The organism is Dyadobacter sp. HNCC25DJ183 (genome assembly GCF_056895175.1).
Genome location: NZ_JBXHAP010000005.1, coordinates 174,562 through 199,737 on the forward strand (window position 1 = coordinate 174,562; position 25,176 = coordinate 199,737).

Genomic DNA, 25,176 nt, shown 5'->3' on the forward strand with positions numbered 1-25,176 from the left:
GAAAGGGGAAAGCCTTTTTTTTATAACTTCTTTTCAAGCATGCGCAGGATCTTGCCAAGTCCGTCTGCATCTGCCTCGCTGAAATTATCCAGCTCGTCGCTATCAACATCCAAAACCATTGCCACGGTGCCGTTTCGATGAAATACAGGCAATACAATCTCGGATTTTGACGCAGAGCTGCAAGCAATATGTCCTGGAAACTGCTCTACATCGGGGACAATGATCGTTTCTTTTCTAGAATAACTGGCTCCGCAAACGCCTTTGTGAAAAGGAATACGGGTGCAGGCAATTGGCCCCTGATAAGGACCGAGTACGAGCTGTCCTTCTTTCGCAATGTAAAATCCAACCCAGAAAAACCCGAAAGTTTGTTTTAATGCGCCTGCAATGTTCGCGAGGTTGGCAACCAGGTCACTTTCGTCATCTATAAGTCCGGCAATTTGCGGAATGAGCGCTTCGTAAGCACCGGCGCGGTCGGAATCAGCTGGTATAATCAGTTCTTCTGCCATTGAATATTGAATTATGGAAATTAGCTAACAGAAATTTTCAGATATTGGTTACCGGATTAGACAGTAAACAAAGCTAAATGATTCAAAAACATATTCTTTTAATGGACGGCCCTGATCATAAAGGGTTGATTTACCAGGTAACACGCATTCTTTTTACACATAATCAGAATATCATACGAAATGACGAATATGTGAGCCCGTCGAGGTACTTCTTCATGAGGACAGAATTTGAAGGTGAAACGGACGTAAACGAACTTTTAAAAATATTGCAGAGCGAGTTGCCTGCCGGTCTGAACCTAAGGATCAATCCCAAGAAGAAGAAAGATATCGTTATTTTAGTGACTAAGGAGCATCACTGTCTGGGCGAGCTGCTGATCCGGTATGCATTCGATGAGCTGGATGCAAATATCCTCGCAGTAGTGAGTAACTACAATAAGTTACAGCCGCTTGTTGGCAAATTTGGCATTCCATTTCACTTTATCTCTCACGAGGATAAAACAAGGGAGGAGCATGAAGAAGCAATACTGAGAACTCTCGATGTATACCGGCCGGAGTTTCTCGTTCTTGCCAAGTATATGCGCATTATTACACCCGCATTTGTGGATCACTTCCCTAATAAAATTATCAATATCCACCATTCTTTTCTTCCTGCATTCGTGGGAGCAAATCCGTACAGGCAGGCTTATGAACGTGGTGTAAAAATCATCGGGGCGACCGCCCATTTTGTGAATAGCGATCTTGACGAGGGGCCTATTATTGCGCAGGATGTAAAATCAGTGGATCACCGACAAACGGCTGCTGATATGGCTACTTTGGGGAGGGATACTGAAAAAGCGGTTTTATCGAAGGCGCTGAAACTCGTTTTTAACGACCGCGTTTTCATTCACAACAACCGCACCATTATCCTTTAAACAAGAAAAAAGCCCTTAGTCAGAATCACCGAGGGCTTTTTGCAATCTGATGGATGTTATTGAATATGTAACATTACAAAAATTTCTTTAAAACATCAAATTCAGATTCAAGGAGTTAAGCATTTCTAAGCATATTCTAATCAAGCCGGAATAGCAGTTTTTGCTAAATCAACCAGGTCAGCGTCATTTACCTCTTTTTTCAAATCAGCGACTTCAAGAAAACGCGTATATAGTTCATCCAGGCTTGATTTTTCAAAACTGAAACCCAGGAGCTCAAAACGATGCTTTAATGCATGACGTCCGCTTCTTGCCGTTAAGACGATGTCCGACTTATCTACTCCCACGTCCTGCGGGCTCATGATTTCGTAAGTCAGGTTATTTTTAAGAAAACCATCCTGGTGAATTCCCGATGAATGCGCGAATGCATTGCGACCGACAATCGCCTTGTTAGCCTGCACGGGCATACGCATCATTTTTGAAACCAGCTGACTTGTCGGGTAAATAAACTGCGTGTTAATGCCAGTTTCCAAGCCGAGCTCATCCTGGTGGACACGCATTGCCATAACAACCTCTTCGAGCGAAGTATTACCGGCGCGCTCGCCTATTCCATTGATCGTGACTTCTACCTGCCGGGCGCCTGCGGAAATTCCGGCAAGGGAATTGGCAGTGGCAAGACCAAGGTCATTGTGACAATGGATCGAGATAGTAGCTTTATGAATATTGGAAACGTGTTCAAAGATGTACTTGATTTTGCCGCCGTATTGCTCAGGAAGACAATATCCTGTTGTATCAGGAATGTTGACAACGGTCGCGCCTGCTCCAATTACTGCTTCAACGAGCTGCGAGAGGAAAACCAAATCCGCGCGGCCTGCATCTTCGCAGTAAAATTCTACGTCTTCAACCTTGGATTTGGCGTATTTCGTAGCTGCTACTGCTCTTTCCAGGATCTTCTCGCGCGTCGTATTGAATTTGTGCTGAATGTGAATGTCCGAAGAGCCGATGCCGGTGTGAATGCGTCCGCGTTTTGCATATTGCAATGCATTTGCCGCTGCATCAATGTCACCTTGTACTGCCCGCGACAATGCGCAGATAATCGGTTCGCGAACTGCTTTTGAAATTTCTACCACAGAGCGAAAGTCGCCAGGGCTTGATACAGGAAATCCGGCCTCAATAATATCTACTCCCAGCTTCTCGAGTTGACTCGCTACAACAATCTTTTCTTCGGTGGTCAATTGGCTGCCGGGTACCTGCTCGCCGTCTCTCAAAGTTGTGTCGAAGATCTGAACTCGATTACTCATTGGTGGGAATTAAAAATTAATGGATACGAATTTAATAATTTTTAAGCAATATAAAACCCCTTCCTAAGCAGGAAAGGGTTCGAAATGAAATCACAACATAACCTTTTCCCGTGTTACGGAACTATCTGAATGAGAAGATTTGAATTTCTTTGGAGTGCGTTCATTAGTACTTGGCGAAAATTCGCTGACAACTGGTTTATATTGCAAAGAAAGCAGAAGTTTTGATTCCAACAAATATTCTTTGGCAAAACTTCGGTTAGTTTATAATCTTTTCAAAAGTTCAACCCCTGCCGCCTGCGTATTCAGGATTTTGTCTGCTGCGGTAGTTGAATCAGCAATATCTTTGGTCCTGAACCCGTCTTTAAGCAACTTGTCCACAGCCGCAATGATCGAATCCGATTCTTCTTTCAACCCGAAAGAGATATCCAGGAGCAATGCTGCTGACAATACGGATGCAAGCGGATTGGCAATTCCTTTACCGGTAATGTCATGTGCGGAACCATGAATCGGTTCGTAAACACCGGTACTGTCACCAACCGAAGCCGATGCAAGCATACCCATTGAACCCGCAATCTGGCTTGCCTCGTCTGTTAGTATATCACCAAACAAATTGGCAGTTACCACCACGTCGAAACGGCGCGGATCTTTGATAAGCATCATCGCAGCAGAATCCACAAACTGGTGCTCTACTTCGATATCAGGATACTCAGGAGCAAGTGCCTGCACAACCTCTCTCCAAAGGCGGCTGGTTTCCAATACGTTCGCTTTATCTACCGAGCAAAGCTTCTTTCTTCTTGTGCGCGCAGCCTCAAATGCCTTACGGGCAATTCTTTCTACTTCATAGCGGCTGTATTCAGCGATATCATAAGCAGTATCATTGTCGTTTTTACGCCCTTTTTCGCCAAAATATATATCTCCAGTCAACTCACGGAAGAAGAGAATGTCTGATCCTTTTAGAATTTCAGGCTTAATGGAAGACGCGCCCAGCAGCTCGTCAAACAATTTAATAGGGCGCAAATTGGCGTACAAACCCAGCTCTTTACGCATTTTCAGCAGACCTTGTTCCGGGCGGACTTTGGCTGTCGGATCATTATCATATTTGGGGTGACCTACTGCGCCGAAAAGGATTGCATCCGAAGCGCGCATTTTGGAAAGTGTTTCGTCAGGAAGCGGGTTACCTGTCGCTTCGATTGCAGCGTGGCCCATTAATGCCTCGTCGTAAATGAATTCATGCCCAAACTTCTCCGCTATCTTCACCAGGACACTCTTTCCAACCTCAGTAACTTCCTGCCCGATTCCATCACCGGGTACAATAAGGATATTTTTTTTCATTAAAGTATTTAATTGATAATCAGTATACTATTGGATTTAATTTTGAAAGAAGCTGTGGAAGGTCTTCCTGAACAGTCGCAAAAATAGTAGCAGGTGAAATCCCGAAATATTCGTGGATCAGCTTATTACGCATTAATTTCATCAGTCTCCATTCGACTGCAGGATGTTCTTTTTTTAACTGTTCAGAAACCTTTGAAGCCGCCTCACCTATTATTTCAAATCGCCTGTAAACAGCATCTTGTAATAGTAAGCTTCCTTCAAAATCCTGTTCAGTTTTGCCTTCTAAATGCTCCTGTATTATTTGTATGGATTGAATTATATCTTCAATATATACTTTGTCATCACGAATCATATCAGCTGGACGACATTTTGGAAAACATGCTGCCTGATAGAAGGTTTAATAGCTTTGTATTCCACCAGATCTATTTTTCTATTATAAATTGATCCTAATTCGTCTTCAATGCGAAGTATATCAAACATGGTCAGGTTTTCACCCTCGATAAGGAGGTCGATATCACTATCATCGCGCTCTTCATTTCGCGCAAACGAACCGAATACAGCAGCTTTTACTATCTTTTTTTGCAGGAGATAGCTTTTCAGATGATGATATAAACTCGACTTGTCCATACTTCAAATCTACGCATTTAATCCAGAGGAGAAACTAATGGGACATTGACCGGCACTCCAAGCAAATTCAGCATTTTCTGAGTAGCCATAATGGCGGAGAATGTCTGGTCAGAATCGAGCCCCCTGGTTTTTACTTCTTTTCCATTGATCTCCCAGGTAATGATTGTCTCGCAAAGCGCATCGGTTTTTCCGCCTGGCGGAATGCGTACCGTATAGTCAGTCAGCATTGGTAAGCTGATCCCTTTTTGGCAATATATCTTTTTTAACGCATTCATAAATGCATCGTACTGCCCGTCTCCCTGCGCATTTTCTTCAAAAACCTCTTCTCCAAACTTGATTTGCAGTGTTGCCGAAGGTTTCAGGTTTTTCGAATGCGTGAGAACATAATTCACAATCACTACTTTCTCTTCAATCGCATTGCTGTCGAGGATATCAGAAATGATGTAGGGCAAATCCTCCGGTGTTACCGCCTCTTTCCTGTCGCCAAGCTCGATAATCCGCTGAGTTACTTTTTTAAGATCAGCGTCGGAAAGTGTAATGCCCAGGTCACGCAGATTGTTTTCGATGTTCGCCTTACCAGAGGTTTTTCCCAAAGCATACAGCCGCTGGCGACCGAATCTCTCGGGCATTAACTTGCTGAAATACAAGTTGTTCTTTTTATCTCCGTCAGCGTGAATCCCCGCAGTTTGGGTAAAAACACTTTCACCGACTATCGGCTTGTTGGAAGGAATGCGGATCCCTGAGAAGGTTTCGACAATCTTACTTATTGTATAAAGCGACCTTTCATTTACCGAAGTTTTGTATTCCGGCATCAAATCATTCAAAACAGCAATGGTACTTGCAAGAGGCGCATTGCCGGTGCGTTCTCCCATTCCATTCACAGTTAAATGCAACCCGTGAGCGCCTGCGCGCAGTGCCTCCATTACGTTGGCGATACTCAGGTCATAATCATTATGTGCATGGAATTCAAAGTGCTGCTTTGGATAGCGGTCGACGATTTGTTTTACAAAATTGTACGATTCAGCAGGCGTAAGTATGCCCAGCGTATCGGGTAGCAAAATACGCCTGACAGGCTGTGTGGAAAGGAAATCCAGCGATTGGAAAACGTATTCGGGAGAACTTCGCATTCCGTTACTCCAGTCTTCCAGGTACACATTGCATTCAATGCCTTTTGATTCGGCAAGCTCAATGACGGCCCTGATATCTTCGAAGTGAGCGGCAGGTGATTTTTTGAGCTGGTGGGTTAAATGGTTGAGCGAACCTTTGGTAAGAAGGTTCATCACCTTCGCGCCGGCTTGCAGCATCCAGTTGATAGAAGCGTCGCCATCGACAAAAGTGAGTACTTCTATTTTGTCAAGAAAACCGTGTGCCTTCGCCCAGTTTGTGATCTGTTTGACTGCCTGAAATTCTCCCTCAGACACGCGTGCCGAGGCGATTTCAATGCGATCGACCTTTACTTCCTGAAGTAGGACCTGGGCAATGGTCAGCTTTTCTGACGCAGAAAACGACACGCCGCTGGTTTGCTCACCATCGCGCAGTGTCGTATCCATTATTTCTATGTAGCGACTATCCATATTTGGCTGTTAGCTGTTAGCTCTTGGCTGTTAGCGCATAGCATTCAGGCTAATTGCTAACAGCTAAAAGTTAAGAGCCATTAATACATTCTTTCGAGCTCAAAACCTCTGATTTCTTCCTTCATAGCCTGCAGATAATCAATATCGTCGAAGCCATTCGTCAGGTTATGTTTTTTGTAGCCGTTTATGTCAAAAGATTCCTGTTCTCCGGTTGCGACGATCGTGATCGTTTGTTCAGGAAGATTAACTTCCAGTTCAGCTTTTGGATCGGCTTCAATTGCAAGGAAGATTTTGTTTAAAAAACCTTCACTTACCTGAACTGGCAAAATGCCGATGTTCAGCGAGTTACCTTTGAAAATATCAGCGAAAAAGCTGGAAACGACGCAACGGAACCCGTAATCGTAAATCGCCCAGGCAGCATGTTCGCGGCTGGATCCGCTTCCGAAGTTACGTCCTCCAACCAGGATTTTTCCTGAGTAAATCGGGTTGTTGAGGATAAAGTCATCTTTTGGCGTATCGTCGCCATTGTACCGCCAGTCGCGGAAAAGGTTATCGCCAAATCCCTCTCTTTTCGTCGCTTTCAAAAAGCGCGCAGGGATAATCTGGTCGGTATCAACGTTCTCTATCGGCAGGGGAACTGCGGAGCTTCTCAGTATGGTAAATTTGTCGTAAGCCATTTTATTATATGCTGTTGTCTTATGAGTACTTCAGCTATTAAGTTTTTGATTTAATTTTATGACACAGAGTTTAGAAGAGAGAATGGAGAGCCACGGAGGTTTATTTAACGAATCTTTTTATTCCGCTTTTTAAGATCAGAACATTGAAATTGATGAGTAGTCCAATTTTCTTTTCCGCGAACTTCATATAAGTCAAGATCTGGGCTTCGTGAATTGGATTAAGTGTTTCGACACTTTTTAATTCAACTACCACTGCATTCTCGACTACAAAGTCCATTCGATACCCATACTCCAAATACACTTCTTTATAGTGAACAGGTACTGGTTTCTGCCTTTCGAAAAACAATCCAGCCTTTTTTAGCTCGTAGGCTAGGCAATCTTCATAAGCAGACTCCAGTAATCCAGGCCCCAGCACGCGATGGATCTCGATGCAACAGCCAATGATTTTCCCGGTCACATCACTAGACTCCATTCTCCGTGGTCCTCCTTTTAAACTCAGTGTGTCTCCGTGTAACTCCTTCTATTGCATCAACTCCCGGGGATCCGTAACAACCCCCATTACCGCCGCGGCAGCAGCTACTAGCGGGCTTGCCAGGAGTGTTCTTGCGCCGGGACCCTGACGGCCTTCGAAGTTTCTGTTGGAAGTACTTACTGCGTATTTACCGGCAGGTATCTTGTCATCGTTCATCGCCAGACAAGCTGAGCAGCCAGGCTGACGGAGTTCAAAACCTGCATCAGTCAGAATATCCAGGATACCTTCTTCTTTGATCTGAGATTCAACGATATGTGAACCTGGCACAATCCAGGCGGTAACATTATCAGCCTTTTTACGTCCTTTTACGATAGAGGCAAATGCACGAAAATCTTCAATGCGGCCATTCGTACAGCTGCCGATGAATACGTAATCAATTTTCTTGCCGATCATCGATTCATTTTCATGGAAGCCCATGTAATTCAATGACTTGTCGAAAGTTGCTTTGCCGCCTTCCACCTGATCAGCAGTCGGGATTGTTTTGGAAATACCTTGTCCCATTCCAGGGTTGGTACCATATGTGATCATCGGCTCAATTTCCGACGCACTAAAAGTATATTCTTTATCAAAAACAGCGTCCGCATCAGTTTTGAGCGTTTTCCAATACGCCAGCGCTTTGTCCCATTTCTCGCCTTTTGGTGCCTGCTCACGACCTTCGATATAATCAAAAGTTGTCTGGTCAGGAGCGATCATACCGCCGCGCGCACCCATTTCGATGCTCATGTTGCAAACGGTCATGCGACCTTCCATACTCATGTTTTCAAAGACATCACCTGCATACTCCACGAAATAGCCCGTAGCGCCAGCAGTTGTCAATTTTGAAATAATAAACAGGGTAACATCTTTCGGGGTAACTCCCTTGCCCAAAGTTCCATTTACGTTTACACGCATTTTCTTTGGCTTAGGCTGCATAATGCATTGCGAAGAAAGTACCATTTCTACTTCGGAAGTACCAATTCCAAAAGCAATGGCGCCAAACGCACCGTGGGTTGAGGTATGCGAATCGCCACAAACAATCGTCATTCCCGGCAGTGTAATCCCGTTTTCCGGACCAACTACGTGTACAATACCGTTTCGTGCATTGCCTAATCCCCAGTGAGAAATGCCATATTTGGCAGAGTTCGTTTCGAGTGCTTTCAACTGGTTTGCAGAAAGCGGATCGGCAACTGGAAGATGCTGGTTGATCGTCGGGGTATTATGGTCTGCTGTCGCAAACGTGCGCTCAGGATACATAACACCGATATTTCGGGTTTCGAGTCCGAGAAATGCAACCGGGCTGGTTACTTCGTGGATAAAGTGACGGTCGATGAAAAATACATCCGGGCCATCTTCGATTTTGCGGACAACGTGTGCATCCCACACTTTGTCAAACAAGGTAGTTGCTTGGTTACTCATTTTGATAGATTGAAATTTCGCCTATTCAACACTGGCATTAAAGAACAAACTATGGTCGTAGCCACTTCTTTAAGGGAGAATTGATATTACAAATTACCACATATTCAAACGAATAATGATAACGGTAAAGGGTCAAAAAGTAATGATTTTAGTTTGAAGGCGCGATTTGAGCGGAAATCTTTATTTGGCCGACTAAGCCTTATCTCCGGTAATCTTAACTAATGCGTCGCGTAAGGGAGATAGATGTACTTCGATAATACGCCACACGATCTCAAAGTCAATCCCCGCATAGTCGTGAACCAGAATGTGCCTAGATCTAATGATGCGCATCCATTCTATCTCGGGATATTGCTCACGAACTTCTTTAGGAACCCGGTTTGCAGCTTCTCCCAGCACCTGAATATTCCTGATCACCGCGTCCCTGGTTTTGCGATCAGCAAGAAAGGATTCGAAATCCATACCAGATGTGTATTCAAAGACAATTTCTACGCAATCGAGCATGTCTGAGAACAAAATGGAAGGTACTCTTTCAGACATAAATCAAATTCTTCTCGATAATTGGAAGCAGCTGTGCTTTAAGTCCTTTTTTGCTAATCAGGTCAACTTTCTGTTGGAGCATTTCTTCGAGCTCGATAGCCAAATCGATAAACTCAAAGCCGACTGGTGCTGAAAATTCAACGAGAATATCTACATCGCTCGCTTTGGTTTCCTGATTCCTGGCATAGGAACCAAACAAGGCCATTGATTTTAAAGGATATTTATTAAAAAAATATCCTCTGGATTGATGAAGCTTATCTAAGACCTGCGCTTTATTCATAGCCGTTCTATTTATAATGAAAGCTAAGATTTTTGAAGCTATTTCCCAAACTATCCCTGCTTCTTCGGAGTTACCCCGTATTTCTCCTTATAGGTCTTTATAAAATGGGAAACGCTTTCGTAACCAATTTCCGTACTGATTTCAGAGACATTCTTGGTACTGTTTCGCAGCAGGAAATCTGCGTAATCCAAACGCTTATTTTTAAGCCAAAGCGCGGGAGAAGTATGGAATTCATTCTGGAAATCGCGCTTGAAAGCCGAAAGGCTTCTTCCCGATAGCCGGGCAAGTTCGTCTAAAGTCAGTGGTTTGAGATAGTAACTGTTCATCAGAAATGGCAGATCAACCTTCTCACCTTTATATAAACTGTATAAAATCGCCCTCAACTGCCTGGAATGATCCAGTTCAAGCAAATGCAAAAGCAACTCCTGAAATTTAAGTCTGAGGAAATGATTTTTTAACTCTGTACGTGAACGGAAATAGGGAAAAACAGACTGAATGAACTTCTCAAAGTTTTCATCTGACTTCAACAGCAGAATGGGATTTTCAAAAACGGTTTTTTGCTCCTGACTATCAAACAGCTCGGGATGTAAACCCACAAATTCTTTTAACAATTTTTCGTCAAAAAAGAAAACCAGGCTCTTGTAAGACTCATTAATAGACTCGGACATTAAATAAAAACCCCGCTGTACAAACAGGATATCCCCTTTTTCAACATGAACTTCCTGGCTCGGGCTAGTGAATTTTTTCTCCCCTTCCAGGACTACAATCACGGCATGCTCCTCGAAGAACACGTCGTATTTGGACGGATATACTTCATTGCGGTAAGCAACAAAAGTCATATCCTGAATTTTCAGGGACTCAAATTCGGAGGAACTGATATCAGAAGGAACGCGGAGCATATTTAAACCATAAACTGAAACAAATCCGGCTGATCATTGAGGTATTCGTACACAACCCTGTTCGCGTCCATTCGTTCGATGAGCGGCGCAAAATCTTCGCGGTTCTTCAATTCAATTCCTACCAATGCAGGGCCCTGCTCCCGGTTGGTTTTCTTTACGTATTCAAAACGCGCAATGTCGTCATTGGGTCCTAGGACATTCAAAAATTCACGGAATGCACCGGAACGTTGTGGGAAACGGATGATGAAGTAATGCTTTAATCCTTCAAACAAAAGTGATCTTTCCTTGATCTCTTCCGTTCGCGTAATATCATTATTGCCGCCGCTGATCAGTAAAACCACATTCTTACCTTTTATCTCTTCCCTGATCAGGTCGAGTGCCGCTACGGTCAGTGCGCCCGCAGGCTCAGCTACGATTGCTTCCTCATTATAAAGCTGCAAAATGGAGGAGCAAACTTTGCCCTCAGGAATAAGCAGGATTTTGTCCAGGCTATCGCGACATATTTGGAAAGTCAGATCACCTGCCCGACGCACAGCAGCGCCGTCGACAAACTTATCAATATGGTCCAAAGTCACGACCTGGCCTTCCTCGATGGACCTTTTCATGGTGGGAGAACCTTCGGGTTCGACGCCGATCAGCTGCGTTTTGGGAGATAATTGTTTAAAAACAGTCGAAATGCCGGAAGCCAGGCCGCCGCCTCCGATTGCCATTAACAGATAATCTATTTTAAAATCCGCATCCTTGAAAATTTCCAGCCCTACGGTCCCCTGGCCTTCAATCACCTGTAAGTCGTCAAATGGATGCACGAAGACTGCATTGTTGGTTGTCTGATAATCTTTGGAAGCGTAGTAAGCATCATCGTAAGTATCGCCTACCAGGTGAATTTCTATCCATTCTTTACCAAAAAGTCTTACCTGTTTGATCTTCTGTGCGGGCGTTGTAGTAGGCATGAAAATCGCGCCTTTTACTTCCATTTTCCGGCAGGCATAAGCAACTCCCTGGGCGTGGTTACCTGCGCTTGCGCACACAATCCCATTCGCCAGCTCAGCTGCAGACAAGCTTGCCATTTTGTTATATGCACCGCGAATTTTGTATGAGCGTACCGTTTGCAGATCTTCCCGTTTGAGGTAAATATTAGCCTCATACTGCTCCGACAAATGTGCATTATACAATATTGGTGTGTGATTAATGATCCCGCGCAACCTTTCGGCAGCCAGAAATATATTATCTAGTGTAGGAGTTGAATGCACTGTTTCCATTGCTTGTAAAGAAAAAAGCCTTGCAATCGCAAAGCTCTTGTTTTTTCGGTACCGCCGGCTAGAAGCCAACGGTAATTGATCTCGTTTAATCAATTGCCGGCGGCTTCAGCCGCCGGTTCTCGATTGAGTTTTGATTAGTTATTTTCTGGGCGCAGGCTGCGAACAGTTGTGCCGGCTTTCCACATTTCAGATTCGCGAAGCTCAGCCAATTCCTCTTCCAGTTTCACGCGGTAATCTGGTTGAGAGTTACGTGTGATGGAAATATTAGCTTGCTCGCCGCTTTTTACCGAGTTGTAAAGTTGCTCGAAAACAGGCTTGGTAGCGTCACGGAAAGGTTTCCACCAGTCCAATGCACCGCGTTGCGCGGTAGTTGAGCAGTTGGCATACATCCAGTCCATTCCATTTTCAGCAACAAGCGGCATCAATGATTGTGTCAATTCTTCAACTGTTTCGTTGAATGCTTCTGATGGAGTGTGTCCATTGGAACGAAGTACCTCATACTGAGCAGCGAAGATACCCTGAATAGCACCCATTAAAGTACCACGCTCGCCAGTAAGGTCGGATGTTACTTCACGGTAGAAATCAGTTTCAAACAAATATCCTGAACCTACACCGATACCCATTGCGATGCATTTCTCACGCGCTTTGCCGGTTGCATCCTGGAATACAGCGAAAGAAGAGTTCAAGCCTTTGCCTTCTACAAACAGGCGGCGAAGTGAAGTACCTGATCCTTTTGGAGCAACAAGGTAAACATCCACATCAGCAGGAGGAATAATGCCAGTCTGATCTTTGTAAGTAACACCGAAGCCGTGTGAGAAATAAAGTGATTTTCCCGGAGTCAGGTGCTTTTTAACAGTTGGCCAAAGTTCAATCTGAGCGGCGTCAGAAAGCAGGTAGCAAATGATAGTTCCTTTTGAAAGTGCTTCTTCGATATCGAAAAGAGTTTCACCAGGCACCCAGCCGTCAGCAACAGCTTTGTCCCATGATTTACCACCCTGGCGCTGACCAACGATTACATTGAAACCGTTATCACGCATATTCAGGCTTTGGCCCGGACCTTGTACACCGTAACCGATTACAGCTATAGTTTCACTAGAAAGTACTTCACGCGCTTTTTCAAGAGGAAATTCTTCACGGGTTACTACTTCTTCTTCGACCCCGCCAAAATTTAATTTTGCCATTGATTATTGGTTAAATTGATTTATTACGATTAAAAAAGGATAATTATAAAGAGGTAATGCTACTGGTAATACTCCCACTCCGCCTCCGGAAGATAATCCACAAGCGTCTGAGGTGATTTACTTACCGCTACTCTGCCGGATCTTACAAATTCAAGAATCTCATGCGGTTTGATGTAGTCAAAGAATTCAAATATTTCTTCCTCGGTACCGGTTTTCTGAATGATTACATAGGTAAGGTGCCAGTAAACAACCCACGCTTTGTAAACTTTGTTAATGGTTTCTATATCAATAGGTTTTGCCCCAATCGGTGTAGAAACCTTGAACAATGCGATTTCATTATAAGCGATATCATCGTTCAAATATCCGAAAACAGCGAGTACTTCTACTACTTTCCGGATCTGGCGGACGAGCTTTTCAACAGCTTCTCTCGAATCATGCCGGATAACGATAGTAAAGCGGGAGATACCCTTTCGTTCTGTCTCAGAAACAGTTAAACTGTCGATGTTGATCCGCCTGCGTGTCAGGATAGTGGTAATCTTGTTAAGAATACCAATCGTATTTTCCGTGAAAACGCAAATGGTGTATGTTGTCATAGTTGCGATATTTTCCTGTTTATTCTAATCTGATATCCGACACACAGGCACCGGTAGGTACCATAGGAAATACATTTTCTTCATTTTCAACAATCACCTCCAGAAGATAAGGTTTGTCAGAAGCGAGCAGTGTATCCAGTGAATCGTGCAGGTTGTCGCGGCTGCTGCATGTATGTCCGTTTATTCCAAAACCTTTTGCAATGGTGATGAAATCCGGGTTTTGCAGCTCTACGAATGAGTATCTTTTCTGATGGAAAAGCTGCTGCCACTGGCGTACCATTCCTAGGAAGTTATTATTCAGAATAATAATCTTCACAGGAAGTCCGCTTTGCGCAATGGTACCCAGCTCCTGGATTGTCATCTGAAAACATCCGTCACCAATGAACGCAACGACCTCACGATCAGGAGCTCCCACCTTCGCCCCGAATGCAGCTGGTAATGCATAACCCATTGTACCCAAACCGCCCGAGGTAATAAACGAATTCGGTTTTTTGAATTGGTAGTATCTCGCAGTCATCATCTGATGCTGGCCCACATCCGCCAAAACAACTGCCTCTCCCTTCGTTTTATCTGAAAGTGTACGGATTACCTCCGCCATTTTGATTTTCTCTGTAGTGGGAGCGAGCTCAGGTTGTGTGATTTTTTCATTTTCAATCACATCAAACTTCTTGAACTCAGCAATCCAGCTTTTGTGATCATTCTCCTTTACCAACGGGAGCAGCATTTCGAGCGCAAGTTTCGCATCTCCAACTACGGGTGCATCTGCCTTGACGATTTTATCAATTTCTGCGGGATCTATCTCGATATGGACCACTTTCGCCTGTTTGGCATAACGGCTTACATCGCCTGTTACCCTGTCATCGAAACGCATTCCGACAGCAATGATCAAATCGCATTGGTTTGTAAGTACGTTGGTACCATAGTTACCGTGCATGCCCAGCCAGCCCACATAATTAGGGTGGTCCACCGAGACAGACGAGAGGCCCAGCAGGGTTGATGCGGCAGGGATATCTGTTTTTTCAATGAATTGGATCAATTCGTTTTCCGCATGTGAAATCCGCACGCCGTGACCCACAAAGAGAAACGGCTTTTTGGCTTCATTGATCAGTTTTGCAGCAGCTTCTACCTGCTCCGTTTTCGGCGCGAGGCGCGGGCGGTAGCTGATCAGGTTTTCACATTTTTTATAAGAAAACGCTTTCGACATCAGCTCGTTTTGAGCATTCTTGGTAATGTCGATCAGAACTGGTCCCGGACGTCCTGATTTGGCAATGTAAAATGCTTTGGCCATGATCTCCGGAATTTCATCCGCCCGGGTAATCTGGTAATTCCATTTAGTAATAGGGATCGTAATACCAATTACATCCGTTTCCTGGAATGCGTCGGTACCAAGCAAATGCGCAGCTACCTGTCCAACCACGCAAACCAGCGGCGTTGAATCGATAATCGCATCGGCAATGCCGGTTACCAGGTTTGTGGCGCCAGGTCCGGACGTAACAAGGCAAACCCCAACCTTACCGCTCACACGTGCATAGCCTTCTGCAGCATGTGCCGCGCCTTGTTCGTGACGTACGAGAATGTGGTCAATGCTATCCTGATAGTCATAAATCGCGTCGTAGACAGGCATGATCGCTCCACCAGGGTACCCGAAAATAGTGTCAACTCCCTCTTCGATTAATGACCTGATCACCGCGTGAGATCCATTGATCAGTTCCGGCTTGGCAACAGTCGCCGCCGGTTTCGCGATCTGGACTGTTTCGGTTTGATTTTCATTAAATTCCATGACTCCTCTATTTATTTGTCTGACGAATTTTCAAGATTTTCAATATCATTAATATCTCTTGGCCTTCCTGCCGCCTTTTTCGCTTTAATTAAATCGTGGTAATTGATCAACCTGATCTTCAAATCTTCCACTAAATAATCCGAAGCATTTTCGTTCGCAGTTTCAAATTCCAGTCCCTTCAAATTTGTGATAATGTCAATTGAAACAGGAACTCTGCCGAACGTAAAAACATCAAAATCAGGATTTTCTAAAAAATTTTTCTCTGTCATATCAAACAAAGGCATTCCGAATTTCCTAAAAGCCCTGGTCAGTTTTGAATGATTTTCCTTCGTTTTCCTGACCCAGATATCCATATCACCTGTAGTACGTGAATACCCGTGAAGAATGACAGAATAACCCCAACCAATATGTATTCAACCTCTGTTTCATTGAGCGATTTCAGAAACTCCTGAAAATCATCGTTGAAGATATTGGCCATTACAAAGTATGTTTTCTCATTGAAAAGGCCGTTCGGTCCAATTTCGGCGGATTTTTCAAGTCAAATTGAAAAGCAATGCTATTCAGATAATGGGCAGCCTCCAATCTCTCTTTTCCTGTTTTAGGCTGCATTTTTGAATAATATTGTTCCGTTTCGGAATGTGTTCCGGCGTGAAATGCTGTCCTGTCCAACTTGAATTCTTCCGCTGCCATACTCTGCAAGTTTAAGCCTCGTCGGTCACGCAACCTTCGCTGGCTGATTTCACTGTGCGGATATATCTTCCGAGCATTCCCTTGGTAAACTTCGGTGCAGGTTGTACCCATTCTGCTTTCCGGGCGGCCATTTCTTCATCGGAGATATGCAGGGTCAATTCACGCGTGTTTGCGTCAATAGTAATCCGGTCACCATCTTTTACCAATGCAATTGGCCCGCCGTCAAATGCTTCCGGTGTAATGTGACCTACCACAAACCCGTGTGTACCTCCAGAGAAACGTCCGTCGGTAATTAATGCAATTTTATCACCAAGACCCGCGCCCATTACAGCAGAGGTAGGTTTAAGCATTTCCGACATTCCAGGTCCGCCTTTCGGTCCCGCGTTGCGGATCACTACTACGTGTCCAGGCTTTATTTCGTGGTTTGCCAGCATGGTTATGATTTCCGATTCATGCTCACATACTTTCGCTTCGCCGTCAAAGGTTAAGCCCTCTTTACCGGTGATCTTGGCAACTGCGCCGGTGGGTGCGAGGTTACCATACATAATCTGGATGTGTCCCGTTGGCTTAATTGCCTGTTCAATCGGGAAAACCATTTTCTGTGCTTCAAAATCAAGATCCGGTGCTTCTGCCAGGTTTTCTGCCACCGTTTTTCCGGTTACAGTAATGCAGTCGCCGTGGATCAGGCCCTGAGAGTATAAATACTTGGTGATAGCAGGTACCCCGCCTATTGCGAGGATATCCTCCATATAATATTTACCGCTTGGTTTCAGGTCGGCGATAAATGGAGTTCTGTCGGAAATCTCCTGAATGTCATTCAATGTCAACCAAAGTCCGGCCGAGCGTGCAATTGCAAGGAAGTGCAGCGCTGCATTCGTAGAGCCGCCGAGCGCCATTACTACCGTCAATGCGTTTTCAAGGGACTTTTTAGTAATGATTTCCTTAGGTGTAATATTGAGTTCTAGAAGCTTTTTCATCGCAGAACCGATCTTCTTGCATTCTTCCTGCTTGCCTTCGTGGGTGGCAGGGTAAGAGCTGCTGAAAGGAAGACTAAGCCCCATTGCTTCAATCGAAGCTGCCATGGTATTAGCGGTGTACATTCCGCCGCAAGCGCCTTGTCCCGGGATCGAGTTCTGGATTACACCTTTGAAATCTTCGTCAGAAATGTTATTCGCAAACTTCTTACCCAAAGCTTCAAATGCCGAAACGATATCCAGCTTTTGACCTTTGTAGTGGCCTGAACGGATTGTTCCACCATAAACCATAATAGCTGGGCGGTCCAGACGCGCCATCGCCATTACTGCACCAGGCATATTTTTATCACAACCTACAACTGCAATTACGCCGTCGTACCATTGTGCCGAAACCACTGTTTCAATAGAATCGGCAATGATATCGCGGCTCGGTAGTGAGTAACGCATACCGTCATTTCCATTGGTCATACCATCAGAAACTCCGATTGTGTTGAATATCAGACCCACCATGTCATTGGCAGTTACGCCCTGCTTTACATATACGGAAAGTCCGTTTAAGTGCATATTGCAAGGGTTTCCTTCGTAGCCGGTACTTGCAATTCCGATTTGTGGTTTGGCAAAATCTTCTTCTTTCAGGCCAATTCCGTAAAGCATTGCCTGTGCTGCCGGATTGGTAACTTCCTGCGTCAGGGTTTTTGAAAATTTGTTCAGTTCAGACATGGTGATTTATTGTATTAAATAAAAACACCTCACTCTGTTGTGAGTGAGGTGCCGAACTATATAGTCTTTCCTCACTCACGCAAAGAGCGTGACAATTCGAAGACTTAGAATGATTGTTGTGTTTTTCATAGCGGAATTTACAAGCGCAGCGAAATTTCGCTACTTTCTGCTTGGTGACACAAATTAGAAGGGTATCTTTCTATTTTCCAAACATTAAGTCACTTTTTTGTTCATAATCTTCAATAAGTACCAAATTTGTTGGAACAAAAGCTTTGTAATAGGAAAACTTTTAATTTTGAAAAGAAACAATCCCGAGCATCATGCTAACTACCGAATCTTCATCCCATTACCACGACCTTGAAAAAATGAGTGTCAATGAACTGCTGACATCCATTAACGCTGAGGACCAGACAGTACCGTTTGCTGTCAATAAAGCAATCCCCCAGATAGAGGCGCTGGTTGAGCAGATCGTACCAAGAATGCAGGCGGGAGGCCGGTTGTTCTATATTGGAGCAGGTACGAGCGGGAGGTTGGGAGTAGTGGACGCATCTGAATGTCCGCCTACTTTCGGCGTTCCTTTCGACCTCGTGGTCGGAATTATAGCCGGAGGTGATACCGCGATCAGAAAGGCCGTTGAGAATGCGGAAGATGATAGTGAGCAGGCATGGAAAGATCTTGCTCCGTACAAACCATCTAAAAATGATACATTAATAGGGATTGCTGCATCGGGCCGTACACCTTATGTAATAGGCGGATTGAATGCAGCACGTCAGGTAGGTTTGCTGACCGGCTGTGTAGTTTGCAACGCAGGTTCCAAGGTGGCCGAAGCAGCGGAGTTCCCCGTAGAGATAGTAGTAGGTCCGGAGTTTCTGACCGGCAGCACGCGCATGAAATCGGGGACTGCACAAAAGTTGGCATTGAATATGATCTCGACTGCCGTAATGATCAGGCTGGGAAAAGTGAAAGGCAATAAAATGGTGGATATGCAGCTTACGAATGAAAAGCTCGTAGATCGGGCTGTGCGTATGATTATAGAAGAACTCAATATTTCGCCCGACGAGGCTGAGTCACTGTTAAGCGAACATGGAAGTGTGCGTGCGGTGATTAATGCAGTAAAAGGTTGATCCAGTAAAAACGAAAAGAGGATACAATTTGGCTTCATACCAACTGTACCCTCTTTTTATATATGATTTCTGATCAGATATCTGAATAGTCAGTCGGGAACAGGAACAATGTTACGTTTTTAGATACATTGTTCTGGTACTCAGGCATTGATTTCACTTTTCCCCATTCGGCATCATCGCTGAACGATTTCCAGTGCGCATCCCGCGAAGCTTTGTCAGAAAATGTAGTCAGGTACATCAGGTTCGGCATTGTCGCTCCGGCGATTACCTCGCCATAAAATACCGCATTAAAGCCCAGGCGCGCAAAAATGCCGATTTCATTACCTGCATTGAATTGCTTTACCTTGTTCCAGTAGATCTTTTCTGTGTGACCTTCATAGCTTCTCAGCTCATAGATCCGCTCACTTTTTGGTGAAGTAAGATCCGGTTTTTTCATCATCGGGCTGTTTTCAAAAGCTCTCAATACAGTCGATCTGATCCGAATGTAAGGCGGGTTCTTGTATTCAGCATCGATATAATCCTTTCCGGTTGCGAGATAAGCGGCATCTTTGCCAAGTACTTTCGGAAGGTCCACCAGTTGTTCCAGCGACTTCAACGGAGTGAATACGTAAATAAGTTTACCGGCTGCGGTGTCGCTTGCCACTGGCTTAAATACACCCACGTTTTTGATACCGGCCCGGTGCATCGCTGGGATGTATGCATCTTTCAGGTAGTTGTCTATTCGCGAAGCCTGATCAGCATCTTTCACATGGTAGATTTTGATCTCGTAAAATTCTCTTTTCGGGGCAGCTGCAAATAGAATTGTGGTACAAAAAAACAGGCATAATGTGACGTATATGCCATCTTTAGAAACTTTGAACATGATGAAATGATAGGTTAATATATAGTAATTGTTACACAGGAAAGACCTGCGGGTTTCATCTATACCCACCGGTTTCCCGCATTATTTTACCAAAAAATGGAGTTAGAATTTCGGGCAGGAAAGCTGCTTTTTGCTGCTTCTGCTTCGCCTCTGCTTAGGTTCAAGAGGAGGGAAAACGTAGGAGAGTGAAATCTCGTGCGCACCGCCACTGCCAGCGCCAAGTGTAGAGATTGTCAGGTCATAGCTGTAACCAATGGAAAATTTATCCTGACGGAAACCGGCGAGAAATATCAGCGACTCGTGGTTATTGATGTTCTGTGCATACTTTTTAAAAGGTATCCCGCGGTACCAGGCGCCCAAAACCAGCGGCTCGAGTGTCACATACAATCCCGCGTCAAACTGATCGTACTTACCCTGCTTTTTGTACATAATAGCAGGAGAAATGGTCTTTTCTTTATCAATTTCGTCTCCCAGGAAAGTGTATCCGGCAAAAGGAATGCGCAAACCAGCTTGCAAGCTCGCCTTTACAGGCAGCCTCGCATCTGTCAATCCTGAAAATGCCTGATTGGGCCTGTTCAAATGGTGGGCCGAAATACCTGCCCAGTACCAGTCCGAGTAAAGCATTGCCCCGGCACCGAAATCTGCATAAAAAACGTTTGGGCCGCCCTGCGCAAAAGGATCCCCGGAAGGATTTCCCGTCAATCCGCCATTATCGTATTGATCGCCAAAAGTAAGTCCGAAGTAATCAAGTGTACGTGAAGCAAATCCTCCCTGTATCCCCAACCTGAGCGAAGTCAGCTCATTGAACTGGATCTGATAGGAATATTGCAGTGCGGCTTCCGTCGACTTTAAATTACCCAGTCCCTGGCTGTCCATTGTTACAAGCACACCAACTCCGCTGTTTACATTAGAGAAAAATGCATCAGCCCCGAAAGAAGTTGTAACGAAATTGGCTGAAAGGGAAGGCCACTGGTTCCGGTAGTTTACCGTAGCCCGGGGCGCAAGCGCTCCACCCGCCAGTGCGGGGTTAAGGTACAATGGGTTTGCATAAAACTGTGAAAATTGTGGGTCCTGACTCCAACCATCAATGCAAACCAGTGTCAGTATAAAAAGGCAAAGTAAACGCTTGATCATATATTTAACTTGCATCCGCCACGCGGGTGGCAGTTAGGTTAAGGGCCGTAAATATTTGCCCGATTTAATTTTCACAAAATGTCTTCTAATTGCGTATTAATATTCAAATTAGAGTGGTTTTTACGACTTTCCCGCACAAAATTTTAACATTTTATTTTCGTTAGTATTGTCGGGTAATCTGAATATCGAATGTGGTGGACAGGGGTGTTTGAACAGTTAACGAAACATGGGGCGATTTTATAATAGGTACCAACAAATTTTTTGTGCTTTTTTCTTCCTTACGCTGCTCTCAACAGGGTACGCAAAGGCACAGGCGCAATTTTTGGTGGAAGGTCAGTGTATGCAAAACCCCGACTGTGAAGCAGATTCTACTTCATTCAGGGATACGTTAAGTACAGCCACAGCGTGGCGGTGGAGTTTTGGCGAAGGTGCGGCGACAGATACGCGGCGTAACCCGCAGCATTCGTATATGGCGCCCGGCGCTTATACAGTTACATTAACCCGCACAATCAGAGGCGGTACGCAGCAAACGGTTTCGCAGGTTATTCAGATCGGCGAGCTCCCTCCGGCTTTCCAGGAATGGAAAACGGATACTACCATTTGCCCGGGAGATACCCTCATTCTTGATCCTTATCCGAACGGCGCGCCTGCGGGGGCCAGATTCGTCTGGTATCCTAAGGGCGATACGACGCAGACATTGAATGTCGACAGCTCGGGTTGTTACTCTGTCGAGGTAATTTTGCCCAATGGATGTAAGATACAGGACCGTGTCAATGTGAAGATTTGTATGGAGCCTTCTGCTCAGGAAGGTGCAAAATGGTATTTTGGTGGAAATGCGGGCCTTGATTTTTCAAATTCTCCCCCTACACCAATCACAGACGGGAAAGTCAATACACCCGAGGGTACATCCTCCATTGCCAACTCGAAAGGACAACTGCTGTTTTATTCGGATGGTATAACGGTCTGGAATAAGAATGGCGACGTTATGCCGTGTTTTAGTCCGGGGAATTGTGCGCCTTTAAAAGGAAGTCCGAACTCGACACAATCGGTACTCATCGTCCCGCAGCCTACCTGTAAGGGTTGTGAATACCTTTTTAATGTGTTTACAACATCAGATATCAATGGTGAAAAGCTATTGACGGTAAGTGTAGTAGATATGCGCAGGAACAACGGACTTGGCGCAATTATCGAGCAGAATACCACACTTCAAACGCCAACTACTGAACGTATAGTCTCCGCACGTAATGATCGCGACTCGACTTACTGGGTTATTTCTCACGATTATGGCACCAATAAGTTCCGCGTTTTTCACGCAACTGACGGCGGGTTGAACGAGAGCGGAACGTTCGATCTTGGAATGGCGCACGACAGTCTGCATAAGGCGGAAGGTTACATGAAATTTTCATCACCCGACAGCTCAACCGGTCAAAGGAGGCTTGCTGTGATTATCCCCGGGCCGCCCAAAAACTATGTCGATCTGTTCTATTTTAATGATTCGACAGGTACGCTTACGCACGACAAAACAGTTGACCTCGGGCCTGCGCCTCCAACCGCCTACGGAATTGAATTTTCGCCCAGCGGTGAAAAAATGTACATTTCGTTCACTGGCGAGAATGGGACAAGTTCTTATCTGAAGCAATACGATCTCACATTGCCGGACAGCTTGCTCACGGAAACAGCAATAACGATCGACAGCTCGGCAACACGGAAATTCGGGGCGCTCCAGTTCGGGCCGGACGGGCGGATTTATATGGCTATCCAAGGCAGTGAGTACCTGGCGGTGATAGGTGAACCTGAGGGAAATTCGCTGACCGGCGTGGAATATGAACGGGACGGAGTAAATCTGGGTGGGCGGAACAGTCAGCTCGGGCTACCTAATATGGTTCAGGATTTTACCCAGGAATCATCTGGTCCTGGCTTTGAGGCAGATGGTTTTTGTACCAATGAGCCTACAACTTTTCAGGCCAGCCCTATTTGCGACCCGATAGAAGATACGTATCAATGGGATTTTCTGGGAGATGGCAGTTTTACAGCTCCCTCCAAGGAAACACAGGCTACTTACACTTATACGCAGCCAGGTACTTATATGGTCCGGATGCGCGCTGCCAACAAATGCAAGGACACGATCATTGTGCAGGAAGTAACCATTTACGAAACACCTCCACAGATCAATCTGGGCGCTGATAAAGATACCTGCGGCAGTTATGTTCCGTTGGATATGGGCGTCGAAGCAGAAGTTTATGCCTGGATCAGCAGGGGAAGAGTTGTATCCCGTCAAAAAACTTACAGAGCAACTGCAACCGGGCAGTACATTGCGGTAGCATTTAACGGACCTCAGGGAGAGTGTTATTCTGCTGATACCATCCAGATTACCCTGCGCCGCCCACCCGCATTCTCCATCGGGCCTGACACTACACTTTGCCGCGACAGTTCCATTGTACTCGGTGTTGTGAGTGACAGGTGGATCGAATTTAACTGGAGCAATGGAGAAACAACCCGCGACGTGACGATCAGCCAGCCAGGAACTTATACCGTGATTGTAAAAGACAGAAATGATTGCTACAACTCTGATACCATTCGGGTAGGAGAGCTTCCTTCGCCGATCCTCAATCTGGCGCCAGAAAATGCGATATGTATTCCTGATGGACAATCCGTAATCCTGGATGCAAACGGGCAGGGGCAACTTTCCTACCTGTGGCCTGCTTCCGGCGATACTACGCGTACGATCACCGTAAATGTGGAGGGTACCTATGTTGTACGCGCTACTAACCCCGAAGGCTGCGTCGCCGAGAAGTCGACCGAGGTTGTTGATAAGTGCGAGCCGCGGTTCTTTATTCCTGATGCATTTACCCCGGATGGAGAGGGGCGCAATGAGATTCTCGAGATTTTCGGGGCTTATTATACCAACTTTTCAATACGGATTTATAACCGTTGGGGGGAAGTGATTTACGCAACCAACAACCTGGAAGACCGCTGGGACGGTACTTACAAAGGGCAGAAAGTACAGCCTGGCGCTTATCCTTATGTACTTTCATACGAGAGCCTGTATTATCCCGAACGCGCCCCAACTGTAAAGCGCGGATCGGTTATGGTGATCCGCTGATCCTTCTTTTTGCAGATTAAAACAGCTATTTTTGGTTATACTAAATACCCGGCGCATAAACAGCGGCGGGTATTTTTGAACAATACTATTATATTCTATTATGCGCCAGGACTATTTGTCAGGAGATAAAGAGGGGCTTTCCAATACTGAAAAAGAAATTGAACGTGCATTGCGCCCGCTTACTTTTGACGACTTTGCAGGGCAGGATAAAATTCTTGAAAACCTGAAAATTTTCGTTCAGGCGGCACGGCAGAGGGGTGATGCTTTGGACCACGTGTTGCTGCACGGACCTCCGGGACTGGGCAAAACCACACTATCGAACATTGTAGCCAATGAATTGGGTTCGAACATCAAGATTACCTCGGGCCCGGTCCTTGACAAACCCAGTGATCTGGCCGGCTTGCTGACTAATCTCCAGGAGCACGATGTGTTGTTTATAGATGAAATTCACAGGCTCAATCCGATTGTCGAAGAATACCTTTACTCGGCGATGGAGGATTACAAAATCGATATCATGCTGGACAGCGGTCCGAATGCACGCAGCATTCAGATCGGCCTGAACCCATTTACATTGATAGGCGCAACTACCCGGGCGGGAATGCTGACTTCGCCGCTGCGGGCCCGTTTCGGGATCAATGCGCGGCTGGAATATTATGACGCGAAATTACTGTCATCTATCCTGAAACGCTCAGCAGCAATTTTGGGAACGCCGCTTGAAGAAGATGCAGCATACGAAATTGCCCGTCGAAGCCGGGGTACTCCCAGGATTGCCAACAACCTCCTCCGCCGGACAAGGGATTTTGCACAGGTCAAAGGCAATGGTCGGATCACAGTAGCGATTGCAGAAATTGCATTGCAGGCGCTTGATGTGGACCAGAACGGTTTGGATGAAATGGATAACCGGATTCTGAGTACGATTATCCAGAAATTCAAAGGCGGACCAGTGGGGTTATCCACCATAGCAACAGCCTGCGGCGAAGAAGCGGAGACGATAGAAGAAGTTTACGAGCCTTTTCTGATCCAGGAAGGCTATCTGAAAAGAACCTCGCGGGGCAGGGAGGTGACTGAAAAAGCTTTTAAACACCTAGGGATTCTTCCTACTTACAGATCAGGCGAGCTGTTCTGATTCTTGTAATATATTTAGTTTCAGGATGTAGATGTAAAATAGGAACAGAAGTAGTAAATTTG

24 protein-coding genes are annotated in these 25,176 nt (G+C 45.3%); 4 read left to right on the forward strand and 20 right to left on the reverse strand.

Going from position 1 to position 25,176, the window contains the following annotated elements; genetic code table 11:
• Positions 1 to 20: 20 nt before the first annotated feature.
• Positions 21 to 506: a GAF domain-containing protein gene (locus AC1XTG_RS14080; protein ID WP_056290926.1), complete on the reverse strand. Its 486-nt coding sequence runs from the start codon at positions 504 to 506 to the stop codon at positions 21 to 23.
• A 77-nt stretch (positions 507 to 583) separates the two neighbouring features.
• Between AC1XTG_RS14080 and purU the strand changes: the two genes are divergently transcribed.
• Complete coding sequence (gene purU, locus AC1XTG_RS14085; protein WP_082489375.1) at positions 584 to 1,417, forward strand: formyltetrahydrofolate deformylase; 834 nt, start codon at positions 584 to 586, stop codon at positions 1,415 to 1,417.
• Positions 1,418 to 1,557: 140 nt separating this feature from the next.
• Here purU and AC1XTG_RS14090 read toward each other — a convergent pair whose 3' ends face one another.
• The 17 genes from AC1XTG_RS14090 to ilvD all read right to left on the reverse strand — a co-directional run bounded on the left by AC1XTG_RS14090 (position 1,558) and on the right by ilvD (position 17,765).
• Positions 1,558 to 2,715: a 2-isopropylmalate synthase gene (locus AC1XTG_RS14090; RefSeq protein WP_082489376.1), complete on the reverse strand. Its 1,158-nt coding sequence runs from the start codon at positions 2,713 to 2,715 to the stop codon at positions 1,558 to 1,560.
• A gap of 261 nt (positions 2,716 to 2,976) precedes the next feature.
• Positions 2,977 to 4,047 (reverse strand): 3-isopropylmalate dehydrogenase, encoded by a 1,071-nt coding sequence (leuB, locus tag AC1XTG_RS14095; RefSeq protein WP_484842417.1) that lies wholly within the window; start codon positions 4,045 to 4,047, stop codon positions 2,977 to 2,979.
• Positions 4,048 to 4,066: 19 nt separating this feature from the next.
• Entirely contained in the window at positions 4,067 to 4,399 is a 333-nt protein-coding gene (locus AC1XTG_RS14100) for a HepT-like ribonuclease domain-containing protein (protein ID WP_484842418.1), read from the reverse strand.
• Complete coding sequence (locus AC1XTG_RS14105; protein WP_484842419.1) at positions 4,396 to 4,674, reverse strand: nucleotidyltransferase family protein; 279 nt, start codon at positions 4,672 to 4,674, stop codon at positions 4,396 to 4,398. The genes AC1XTG_RS14100 and AC1XTG_RS14105 overlap by 4 nt, the downstream gene beginning before the upstream one ends.
• A 17-nt stretch (positions 4,675 to 4,691) precedes the next feature.
• Positions 4,692 to 6,248 (reverse strand): alpha-isopropylmalate synthase regulatory domain-containing protein, encoded by a 1,557-nt coding sequence (locus tag AC1XTG_RS14110; protein ID WP_056290935.1) that lies wholly within the window; start codon positions 6,246 to 6,248, stop codon positions 4,692 to 4,694.
• Between the two features lie 80 nt (positions 6,249 to 6,328).
• Positions 6,329 to 6,925: a 3-isopropylmalate dehydratase small subunit gene (leuD, locus tag AC1XTG_RS14115; RefSeq protein WP_484842420.1), complete on the reverse strand. Its 597-nt coding sequence runs from the start codon at positions 6,923 to 6,925 to the stop codon at positions 6,329 to 6,331.
• Positions 6,926 to 7,025: 100 nt separating this feature from the next.
• A complete protein-coding gene (locus AC1XTG_RS14120) occupies positions 7,026 to 7,397 on the reverse strand; it encodes a GxxExxY protein (protein ID WP_484842421.1) in 372 nt (123 codons plus the stop codon).
• Between the two features lie 48 nt (positions 7,398 to 7,445).
• The gene (gene leuC / locus AC1XTG_RS14125) at positions 7,446 to 8,852 is read right to left on the reverse strand and encodes a 3-isopropylmalate dehydratase large subunit (RefSeq protein WP_056290941.1); all 1,407 of its coding nucleotides are present in this window, start codon (positions 8,850 to 8,852) and stop codon (positions 7,446 to 7,448) included.
• A gap of 192 nt (positions 8,853 to 9,044) precedes the next feature.
• Positions 9,045 to 9,389, reverse strand: a complete 345-nt coding sequence (locus AC1XTG_RS14130) for a HepT-like ribonuclease domain-containing protein (RefSeq protein WP_484842422.1) — start codon at positions 9,387 to 9,389, stop codon at positions 9,045 to 9,047.
• Positions 9,382 to 9,669, reverse strand: a complete 288-nt coding sequence (locus AC1XTG_RS14135) for a nucleotidyltransferase family protein (protein ID WP_484842423.1) — start codon at positions 9,667 to 9,669, stop codon at positions 9,382 to 9,384. The genes AC1XTG_RS14130 and AC1XTG_RS14135 overlap by 8 nt, the downstream gene beginning before the upstream one ends.
• A 50-nt stretch (positions 9,670 to 9,719) precedes the next feature.
• A complete protein-coding gene (locus AC1XTG_RS14140; RefSeq protein WP_484842424.1) occupies positions 9,720 to 10,568 on the reverse strand; it encodes an AraC family transcriptional regulator in 849 nt (282 codons plus the stop codon).
• A gap of 2 nt (positions 10,569 to 10,570) precedes the next feature.
• On the reverse strand, positions 10,571 to 11,827 hold the full coding sequence (gene ilvA / locus AC1XTG_RS14145; protein WP_056290945.1) for a threonine ammonia-lyase: 1,257 nt from the start codon (positions 11,825 to 11,827) through the stop codon (positions 10,571 to 10,573).
• A 134-nt stretch (positions 11,828 to 11,961) separates the two neighbouring features.
• A complete protein-coding gene (gene ilvC / locus AC1XTG_RS14150) occupies positions 11,962 to 13,008 on the reverse strand; it encodes a ketol-acid reductoisomerase (protein WP_056290947.1) in 1,047 nt (348 codons plus the stop codon).
• Positions 13,009 to 13,067: 59 nt separating this feature from the next.
• Positions 13,068 to 13,601: an acetolactate synthase small subunit gene (gene ilvN, locus AC1XTG_RS14155; RefSeq protein ID WP_056290949.1), complete on the reverse strand. Its 534-nt coding sequence runs from the start codon at positions 13,599 to 13,601 to the stop codon at positions 13,068 to 13,070.
• 19 nt (positions 13,602 to 13,620) lie between these two features.
• On the reverse strand, positions 13,621 to 15,381 hold the full coding sequence (ilvB, locus tag AC1XTG_RS14160) for a biosynthetic-type acetolactate synthase large subunit (protein ID WP_484842425.1): 1,761 nt from the start codon (positions 15,379 to 15,381) through the stop codon (positions 13,621 to 13,623).
• Between the two features lie 11 nt (positions 15,382 to 15,392).
• A complete protein-coding gene (locus AC1XTG_RS14165; protein WP_484842426.1) occupies positions 15,393 to 15,650 on the reverse strand; it encodes a hypothetical protein in 258 nt (85 codons plus the stop codon).
• 432 nt (positions 15,651 to 16,082) lie between these two features.
• A complete protein-coding gene (gene ilvD, locus AC1XTG_RS14170) occupies positions 16,083 to 17,765 on the reverse strand; it encodes a dihydroxy-acid dehydratase (RefSeq protein ID WP_484842427.1) in 1,683 nt (560 codons plus the stop codon).
• 320 nt (positions 17,766 to 18,085) lie between these two features.
• On the opposite strand from ilvD, the gene murQ reads away from it, so the two are divergent.
• Positions 18,086 to 18,889 (forward strand): N-acetylmuramic acid 6-phosphate etherase, encoded by an 804-nt coding sequence (murQ, locus tag AC1XTG_RS14175; protein ID WP_484842428.1) that lies wholly within the window; start codon positions 18,086 to 18,088, stop codon positions 18,887 to 18,889.
• 73 nt (positions 18,890 to 18,962) lie between these two features.
• Here murQ and AC1XTG_RS14180 read toward each other — a convergent pair whose 3' ends face one another.
• Together AC1XTG_RS14180 and AC1XTG_RS14185 are read right to left on the reverse strand one after the other, a co-directional pair.
• Positions 18,963 to 19,751 carry an NIPSNAP family protein gene (locus tag AC1XTG_RS14180; RefSeq protein WP_484842429.1) on the reverse strand — a complete coding sequence of 263 codons (789 nt, stop codon included), beginning with the start codon at positions 19,749 to 19,751 and terminating at the stop codon, positions 18,963 to 18,965.
• Between the two features lie 102 nt (positions 19,752 to 19,853).
• Entirely contained in the window at positions 19,854 to 20,885 is a 1,032-nt protein-coding gene (locus AC1XTG_RS14185) for a PorP/SprF family type IX secretion system membrane protein (RefSeq protein ID WP_056291193.1), read from the reverse strand.
• Positions 20,886 to 21,225: 340 nt separating this feature from the next.
• Between AC1XTG_RS14185 and AC1XTG_RS14190 the strand changes: the two genes are divergently transcribed.
• Complete coding sequence (locus tag AC1XTG_RS14190) at positions 21,226 to 23,988, forward strand: PKD domain-containing protein (RefSeq protein ID WP_229238809.1); 2,763 nt, start codon at positions 21,226 to 21,228, stop codon at positions 23,986 to 23,988.
• A gap of 100 nt (positions 23,989 to 24,088) precedes the next feature.
• Positions 24,089 to 25,114 carry a Holliday junction branch migration DNA helicase RuvB gene (ruvB, locus tag AC1XTG_RS14195; protein ID WP_056290964.1) on the forward strand — a complete coding sequence of 342 codons (1,026 nt, stop codon included), beginning with the start codon at positions 24,089 to 24,091 and terminating at the stop codon, positions 25,112 to 25,114.
• Positions 25,115 to 25,176: the final 62 nt, after the last annotated feature.

Excerpts from the sequence above, each read along its gene's own strand:
- leuD (WP_484842420.1), bottom strand. The coding sequence starts at position 6,925 with ATGGCTTACGACAAATTTACCATACTGAGAAGCTCCGCAGTTCCCCTG.
- AC1XTG_RS14165 (WP_484842426.1), bottom strand. The coding sequence starts at position 15,650 with ATGACAGAGAAAAATTTTTTAGAAAATCCTGATTTTGATGTTTTTACG.
- AC1XTG_RS14190 (WP_229238809.1), top strand. The coding sequence starts at position 21,226 with ATGCAAAACCCCGACTGTGAAGCAGATTCTACTTCATTCAGGGATACG.
- AC1XTG_RS14100 (WP_484842418.1), bottom strand. The coding sequence starts at position 4,399 with ATGATTCGTGATGACAAAGTATATATTGAAGATATAATTCAATCCATA.
- AC1XTG_RS14120 (WP_484842421.1), bottom strand. The coding sequence starts at position 7,397 with ATGGAGTCTAGTGATGTGACCGGGAAAATCATTGGCTGTTGCATCGAG.
- ilvA (WP_056290945.1), bottom strand. The coding sequence starts at position 11,827 with ATGGAAACAGTGCATTCAACTCCTACACTAGATAATATATTTCTGGCT.
- AC1XTG_RS14130 (WP_484842422.1), bottom strand. The coding sequence starts at position 9,389 with ATGTCTGAAAGAGTACCTTCCATTTTGTTCTCAGACATGCTCGATTGC.
- ilvB (WP_484842425.1), bottom strand. The coding sequence starts at position 15,381 with ATGGAATTTAATGAAAATCAAACCGAAACAGTCCAGATCGCGAAACCG.
- ilvD (WP_484842427.1), bottom strand. The coding sequence starts at position 17,765 with ATGTCTGAACTGAACAAATTTTCAAAAACCCTGACGCAGGAAGTTACC.
- purU (WP_082489375.1), top strand. The coding sequence starts at position 584 with ATGATTCAAAAACATATTCTTTTAATGGACGGCCCTGATCATAAAGGG.
- leuB (WP_484842417.1), bottom strand. The coding sequence starts at position 4,047 with ATGAAAAAAAATATCCTTATTGTACCCGGTGATGGAATCGGGCAGGAA.
- AC1XTG_RS14135 (WP_484842423.1), bottom strand. The coding sequence starts at position 9,669 with ATGAATAAAGCGCAGGTCTTAGATAAGCTTCATCAATCCAGAGGATAT.
- AC1XTG_RS14090 (WP_082489376.1), bottom strand. The coding sequence starts at position 2,715 with ATGAGTAATCGAGTTCAGATCTTCGACACAACTTTGAGAGACGGCGAG.
- leuC (WP_056290941.1), bottom strand. The coding sequence starts at position 8,852 with ATGAGTAACCAAGCAACTACCTTGTTTGACAAAGTGTGGGATGCACAC.
- AC1XTG_RS14185 (WP_056291193.1), bottom strand. The coding sequence starts at position 20,885 with ATGATCAAGCGTTTACTTTGCCTTTTTATACTGACACTGGTTTGCATT.
- AC1XTG_RS14180 (WP_484842429.1), bottom strand. The coding sequence starts at position 19,751 with ATGTTCAAAGTTTCTAAAGATGGCATATACGTCACATTATGCCTGTTT.
- ilvC (WP_056290947.1), bottom strand. The coding sequence starts at position 13,008 with ATGGCAAAATTAAATTTTGGCGGGGTCGAAGAAGAAGTAGTAACCCGT.
- AC1XTG_RS14140 (WP_484842424.1), bottom strand. The coding sequence starts at position 10,568 with ATGCTCCGCGTTCCTTCTGATATCAGTTCCTCCGAATTTGAGTCCCTG.
- ruvB (WP_056290964.1), top strand. The coding sequence starts at position 24,089 with ATGCGCCAGGACTATTTGTCAGGAGATAAAGAGGGGCTTTCCAATACT.
- AC1XTG_RS14105 (WP_484842419.1), bottom strand. The coding sequence starts at position 4,674 with ATGGACAAGTCGAGTTTATATCATCATCTGAAAAGCTATCTCCTGCAA.
- AC1XTG_RS14080 (WP_056290926.1), bottom strand. The coding sequence starts at position 506 with ATGGCAGAAGAACTGATTATACCAGCTGATTCCGACCGCGCCGGTGCT.
- murQ (WP_484842428.1), top strand. The coding sequence starts at position 18,086 with ATGCTAACTACCGAATCTTCATCCCATTACCACGACCTTGAAAAAATG.
- ilvN (WP_056290949.1), bottom strand. The coding sequence starts at position 13,601 with ATGACAACATACACCATTTGCGTTTTCACGGAAAATACGATTGGTATT.
- AC1XTG_RS14110 (WP_056290935.1), bottom strand. The coding sequence starts at position 6,248 with ATGGATAGTCGCTACATAGAAATAATGGATACGACACTGCGCGATGGT.